Below are 6,260 nucleotides of genomic sequence, written 5' to 3'. Positions count from 1 at the left end.
GGACCGGGGCGTCGGGGCGCCAGAAGGGGACCTGGACAAGGCCCGGGTCCTCCAGCTGGAGACCGTCGAAGAACCGCTCGACCTCGGAGCGGGAGCGGAGGTTCAAGGTGGCGGTGGCTTTGTTGTAGACCGCCTGGGCGTCGCTGCGGTCGGCGAAGTCGCCGGTGGCGTGCGAGAGCACCACGTAGCTGCCGGCCGGGAGCGCGTCGCGCAGGGTGGCGACGATCTCCGCGGGCTTCTCCGCGTCGGTGAGGAAGTGGAGGACGGCGACGAGGAGCAGGGCGACGGGTTCGTCGAAGTCGATGACCCGGCGGACGTCGGGGTGCTCCAGGACGGCCCGCGGGTCGCGCAGGTCGGCGAGCACGACGCTGGTGGCGCCCGAGCGGCTGAGCAGGGCGTTGGCGTGCGTGTTCACGATCGGGTCGTTGTCGACGTACGCGATGCGGACGTCCGGCGCCACCTCTTGGGCGATCTCGTGCACGTTGGGGGAGGTGGGCAGGCCGGTGCCGATGTCGAGGACCTGGCGGACGCCGCTGCCGACCACGTGCCGGACGGCCCGGCGCATGAAGGCCCGGTTGGCGCGGACGCCGATCCTCACCTCGGGCGCGACGGCGGCGAGCGCGTCGGCGGCCGTGCGGTCCACCTCGTAGTTGTCCTTGCCGCCCAGCAGGTAGTCGTAGATCCGCGCGGGGTGCGGCCTGCCGGTGTCGATCTCCTCGGCGCGGAAGCCGTTCTCCATCACGCTGCGCTCCTCTCGGCGGCCGTCCGGGCCCTGACCCGGCACCGCTGACGACAGCTTTTCACATCATCAACTTCTCTGCCCACGTAGATAGTTCCTGGTCGAGGGGCCGAACGAAGGGCACCCTTCCCGCCCTCAGCGCAGCACGCAGTCCCCGCACAGCCCGCCGCCGGGCACGCGGTAGTACAGGCAGCAGCTGCGGCGTGCGTAGGCGGGCGCGCCGGTCCCGGTGAGCCGAAGGTCGCCGGCGTCGCGCAGCAGCGGGTCCGCCGTCAGTTCCTCCGTCAGCGCGACGGCGCGGGCGGCCGCGTCGGGGCGCGCGCCCTCCCCCAGGCACCAGGAGTGCAGCACCCGCAGGGTGCCGGCGAGGGCCGAGGCGGCGTTGCCCCACAGCAGTCCGGGCGCGACGCCCGACACCGCGTGCACGGCCGCGCAGAGGGGCACGAGGTGGCCGTGGAGGACGTCCTCGCGCAGCCGCCCCGCGGGCACGTCCGGGGCGTCGTCCGGCAGCCACAGCTCGTCCGGCGTGGACCGGCCGGGGTGCCACCACAGGCGTCCGCCGGACAGGTCGGGCATGCGGCCGGTGAGCGCCGCCGGTCCGAGTGCGACGGAGCACAGCCGTGCGGCCAGCCCCTGGTGGGCCAGCGAGGCGGCGACGCGCCGCTCGGAGGTGCGCAGGCGCCGCCCGACCTCCGCCACCCGGCCGGTGAGCTCGGGCGACGGCCGCCCGGCGTACACCTGCGCCAGCGGCACGAAACCCTCGGCCCGCGGCTCCCCCGGCCCGGTGCGCACGGTGAAGAACGGTCCCGGTCCCACGGCGCCTGCGCCGGTCATCGCGCCCACAGGCCCCTGACGTGCCCGAGGTGCCGGGTCATGACGGCCTGTACGGTCGCGCCGTCGCGGGCCAGAAGGGCGTCCAGCAGCTCCAGGTGCTCCTCGGCGGAGGCCCGCAGCAGGCCGCGCTCGGCGAGCGCCGTGAGGCCGTACAGCCGGGAGCGCTTGCGCAGGTCGCCGACGACCTCGACCAGGTGCTCGTTGCCGGCGAGCGCGAGCAGCCCGAGGTGGAAGCGGCGGTCGGCCTCCACGTAGGCGATGAGGTCGCCGGCCGCGGCGGCGGTGACGATCTCCTCGGCGGCCGGGCGCAGCGCCTCCAGCGCCGTGGCGTCGGCGGTGGAGGCGAGGCCGGTGACGGTCGGGACCTCGATGAGCGAGCGGATGTGGGTGTACTCGTCGAGCTGCCGCTCGGACACCGCGGTCACCCGGAAGCCCTTGTTGGGCACCGGGTCGAGCAGCCCCTCCTTGGCCAGGTCCAGCAGCGCCTCGCGGACGGGCGTGGCGGAGATGCCGAAGCGGGCCGCCAGCGCGGGCACCGAGTGCACCTCGCCGGGGCGGAGCTCCCCCGCGACCAGCGCCGCGCGCAGGGCGTCCGCGACGAGTTCGCGGTAACTGCCGGTGCGCTGCCCGCCGAGGGCGGGCAGGGCGGGCCCGTCGTGCGCTGCCATGCGGTGGCTCCTCCTCGGCGACGTGGCATGTATGCGCCCAGTATCGGTGCCCGGGCGGCTAGAGGACGAATCCGGCGGGGAACGGGTCGGCCGGGTCCAGCAGGTACTGGGCGGTGCCGGTGATCCAGGCGCGGCCCGTGACGGACGGCAGCACGGCGGGCAGACCGGCCACCTCGGCGGTGCCGGTGAGCCGGCCGGTGAAGTGCGTGCCGATGAAGGACTCGTTCACGAAGTCCTGGTGCAGGGGCAGTTCGCCGCGGGCGTGCAGCTGGGCCATGCGCGCGCTCGTGCCGGTGCCGCAGGGTGAACGGTCGAACCAGCCCGGGTGGATGGCCATGGCGTGCCGTGAACGGACGGCCGTGGAGCCGGGCGCCAGCAACTGGACGTGCTTGCAGCCGCGGATGGTGGGGTCCTCCGGGTGGACGGGCGGGTCCTCCGCGTTGATCGCGTCCATCAGCGCGAGGCCCGCGGCGAGGATGTCGTCCTTGCGGGAGCGGTCGAAGGGCAGGCCGAAGGCGTCCAGGGGCAGGATCGCGTAGAAGTTCCCGCCGTAGGCGAGGTCGTACGTGACCGTGCGGCCGTCGGCGAGGACGGCCTTGCGGTCCAGCGCGACGCAGAACGAGGGGACGTTGCGCAGGGTCACGGCGGTCGCCGCACCGCCCTCGACGGCGACCTCCGCGACGACCAGGCCCGCCGGGGTGTCGAGGCGGACCGTGGTGACGGGCTCGGTCACCGGCACCATGCCGGTCTCGACGAGGACGGTCGCCACGCCGATCGTGCCGTGCCCGCACATCGGGAGGTAGCCGGAGACCTCGATGTAGATCACGCCGTAGTCGGCGTCCAGACGGGTCGGCGGCTGCAGGATCGCCCCGCTCATCGCGGCGTGGCCGCGCGGCTCGTCCATCAGCAGGTGCCGTATGTGGTCGAGGTGGTCGCGGAAGTGGAGGCGGCGTTCGTTCATGGTGGCGCCAGGGACGGTGCCGATGCCGCCGGTGACGACGCGGGTGGGCATGCCCTCGGTGTGGGAGTCCACCGCGTGCAGGACGAGTTTGCTGCGCATGGGGGTGTGTCCTCCTCGTGGGTCGGGGGGCCGGAGCCCGGTCAGGCGAGGCCGGAGCCCGGTCAGGCGAGGCCGGCGGCGATCGCGGCCTCGGTGGCGGCCCTGACCTCCTTCTCCTGCTCCGGCAGCAGCGGCGTGCGCGGCGGGCGGCAGGGGCCCCCGTACCGGCCGGTGAGGTCCATCGACACCTTGATGGCCTGGACGAACTCCGTCCGGGAGTCCCAGCGCAGCAGCGGGTGCAGCGCCCGGTAGAGCGGCAGCGCGGTCGCGGTGTCCCCGGCGACCGCGGCGCGGAAGAGCTCGCCGCAGGCGCGGGGCAGCGCGTTGGGGTAGCCCGCCACCCAGCCCTTGGCGCCCGCGGTGGCCAGTTCGAGCAGGACGTCGTCCGCGCCCACCACGAGGTCGAGTTCCGGGGCGAGCTCGGCCAGCTCCCAGGCGCGGCGCACGTCGCCGCTGAACTCCTTCACGGCCTGGATGTGACCCGCGCCGTGCAGCTCCGCGAGCAGGCGCGGGGTCAGGTCGACCTTGGTGTCGTAGGGGTTGTTGTACGCGACGACCGGCAGCCCCGCCCGCGCGACCTCGGCGTAGTGGGCGTGCACGGAACGCTCGTCCGCACGGTAGGCGTTGGGCGGCAGCAGCATCACGGCCGAGCAGCCGGCGTCGGCGGCGTGCTCGGCCCAGTGGCGCGCCTCGCCCGAGCCGTACGCGGCGACGCCCGGTACGACGCGCTCGCCGCCGATCGCGGCGACGGCCGTCTCCACGACCCGCGCGCGCTCGGCGGGGGTCAGGACCTGGTACTCGCCGAGGGAGCCGTTGGGCACGACGCCGTCGCAGCCGTTCGCCACCAGCCAGGCGCAGTGGGCCGCGTAGGCCTCGTGGTCGACGGACAGGTCACCTGCGCGCAGCGGCAGGGCGGTGGCGACGAGCACGCCGCGCCACGGGCGGTCGGGGGTGGTGTTCATGGCCGTTCCCTCTCTTCCTCTTCTTCTGCCCCGCCGGCCAGCAGGCCGAGCGGCACGGGCCGGGCGAGGGACCGCCCGGGGTCGGTGAAGGGGCAACCGGCGACGGCGGCGACACCGGGGCCGCAGACGCGGCCCTGGCACCAGCCCATCCCGGCGCGGGTCAGCAGCTTGACGGTGCGCAGGTCGCCGGCGCCGAGGTCGCGGACGGCCTCGCGGACGGCGGCGGCGGGCACCTCCTCGCAGCGGCACAGCAGGGTGTCGTCGGTGACGGTGGACTCCGCCCAGTCGCCGGGGAGCCGGTAGACGGCGTCGAGCACGGCGGCAAACCTCCGCAGCCGCCCGCGGCGGCGGGCGGCCGCGACCCAGGCGGCGGGGTGGGGCTCGGTGCCGCGCAGCCGGGCGGCGGCGGAACGGCCGGCGATCTCTCCCTCGGCCAGGGCGAGCTCCGCGCCGCCGACGCCGGTCACCTCGCCCGCGGCCCAGACGCCGGGGGTGGGGGTGCGCTGTTCCGCGTCCACCTCGAAGGAGTCCGCCAGGTCGGTGTGCGGCAACAGCCCGTGGCCGACGGCGAGGGCATCGCAGGCGACGCGGCACCGTGTGCCGTCGGGCCCGGCGAGGGTGACCGCCTCGACGCGGTCCTCGCCGTGGGCGGCGACGACCGTGTGCCGCCAGCGCACGCGGATCCCGTGCCGGGCGAGCCGGACGGCGTAGGCGGCACCCTCCACGGCCTTGCCGAGGGGTACGGCGGTGCCGTGCCGCAGCAGGTCACGCGGGTCGGCGGCCTCGGCGAGCGCCGCGACGCGCGCCCCGGCCGCCGCGAGGCCCGCCGCGACCGGCAGCAGCAGCGGCCCCGTCCCGGCGACGACGACCGTACGGCCGGGGAGCACCAGGCCGCCCTTGAGCATGGCCTGCGCGCCGCCCGCCGTGACGACCCCGGGCAGCGTCCAGCCGGGGAACGGCAGCACCTTCTCGTAGCCCCCGGTCGCGAGGACCACCGCGTCCGCCCGGATCGCGCCCGCCTCGAGCGTGTGGAGGGTGAACCCCGGCTCCATGCACCAGACCTGGCGCTGCGGCAGGTGGGTGACGCGGCCCGTGGCGAGGTGGGCCTCCAGTCGCCCGTACAGCCCCCGCCAGGTGCGCCACGCGTGGTGCAGGGCCCGGGTCCTGCGCGCCCGGAGTCCCGGCGCGGGCTGCCGGTAGAACTGCCCGCCCGCCTGGGGCGCGGCGTCGACCAGGGCGACCCGTACGCCCGCGTCCGCAGCCGCCAGCGCCGCCGCGATCCCCGCGGGCCCGGCCCCCACGACGGCCAGCTCGTACCTGTCCCCGGTCACGCCCGCCTCCCCCGCGGGCCCGGTGCGGGGCGCCCCCCGCGGACCACCCCCTGAGGCGCGGACAAGCCCCGCACGGGCCCCGGCCGTCCCCCTCCGTTGGCTCCGGCACCGTCCGGCGAGTCCGGGACGGACGTCCCGGCCGTGGCCGGCGACGTCGCCGCGGTCACCGACGGACCGGGCCGGGCCGCGGCGGGACCCGCCGTCCCTTCCCGCGGATTCCGCTGCCCGCGCGCCTTCGCCGGCGCCCGCCACCGCGCCGAACCGCCGCACCGCGCCGGGCGGGCACCGCCCACGGCAGCTCCCCGTCGCCCGCCCCGGCCACGGCGCACCGCGGCCCCGACGCGGGCGCTCACGGCAGCTCCCCCGTGCCCACCTGCGGGGTGACGACGTCGCCGGGGTGGGCGACGGTGACGCAGGCGCGCTGCCCCGGGCGGCCGTTGACCGTGAGGAGGCAGTCGAAGCAGACGCCGATGCCGCAGAAGACGCCGCGCGGGGCGCCGTCGACGCGGGTGGTGCGCCAGGACAGGACGCCGGCCGACCAGAGGGCGGCGGCGACGGACTGGCCGGGGTGGGCGGGGATGTCGCGCCCCTCGAAGGTGAAGGTGAAGCCCGGGCCCGGTGCGGCGCGGGCCAGGCGCAGGGGGCTGCGACGGCTCACGGGGTGGC

The 6,260-nt window shown here is 76.4% G+C and carries 7 protein-coding genes; all 7 read right to left on the bottom strand.

Translation table 11 applies throughout. The annotated features are described in order from the left end of the window. A partial coding sequence (locus PV341_RS43080) for an SAM-dependent methyltransferase (protein WP_500360737.1) occupies nt 1–742 on the bottom strand: 742 nt, incomplete at its 3' end. A 132-nt stretch (nt 743–874) separates the two neighbouring features. Continuing rightward, on the bottom strand, nt 875–1,573 hold the full coding sequence (locus PV341_RS43075) for a (2Fe-2S)-binding protein (protein ID WP_500360736.1): 699 nt from the start codon (nt 1,571–1,573) through the stop codon (nt 875–877). Beyond that, on the bottom strand, nt 1,570–2,241 hold the full coding sequence (locus tag PV341_RS43070) for a GntR family transcriptional regulator (RefSeq protein ID WP_500322329.1): 672 nt from the start codon (nt 2,239–2,241) through the stop codon (nt 1,570–1,572). Before PV341_RS43070 ends, PV341_RS43075 begins: the two co-directional genes overlap by 4 nt. A 58-nt stretch (nt 2,242–2,299) precedes the next feature. Continuing rightward, entirely contained in the window at nt 2,300–3,301 is a 1,002-nt protein-coding gene (locus PV341_RS43065; RefSeq protein WP_500360734.1) for a proline racemase family protein, read from the bottom strand. A gap of 62 nt (nt 3,302–3,363) precedes the next feature. After that, entirely contained in the window at nt 3,364–4,263 is a 900-nt protein-coding gene (locus PV341_RS43060; RefSeq protein ID WP_500322326.1) for a dihydrodipicolinate synthase family protein, read from the bottom strand. After that, nucleotides 4,260–5,594 (bottom strand): FAD-dependent oxidoreductase, encoded by a 1,335-nt coding sequence (locus PV341_RS43055; RefSeq protein ID WP_500360733.1) that lies wholly within the window; start codon nt 5,592–5,594, stop codon nt 4,260–4,262. Before PV341_RS43055 ends, PV341_RS43060 begins: the two co-directional genes overlap by 4 nt. Nucleotides 5,595–5,943: 349 nt before the next feature. Next, complete coding sequence (locus PV341_RS43050; protein WP_500322324.1) at nt 5,944–6,252, bottom strand: (2Fe-2S)-binding protein; 309 nt, start codon at nt 6,250–6,252, stop codon at nt 5,944–5,946. Between the last annotated feature and the right edge of the window lie 8 nt (nt 6,253–6,260).

Source organism: Streptomyces sp. PA03-1a (genome assembly GCF_033792805.1).
In the GTDB taxonomy this organism is placed as follows: domain Bacteria; phylum Actinomycetota; class Actinomycetes; order Streptomycetales; family Streptomycetaceae; genus Actinacidiphila.
Note: the sequence above shows the minus strand (reverse complement) of the source record. Positions and strands in the feature narration are given on the sequence as shown.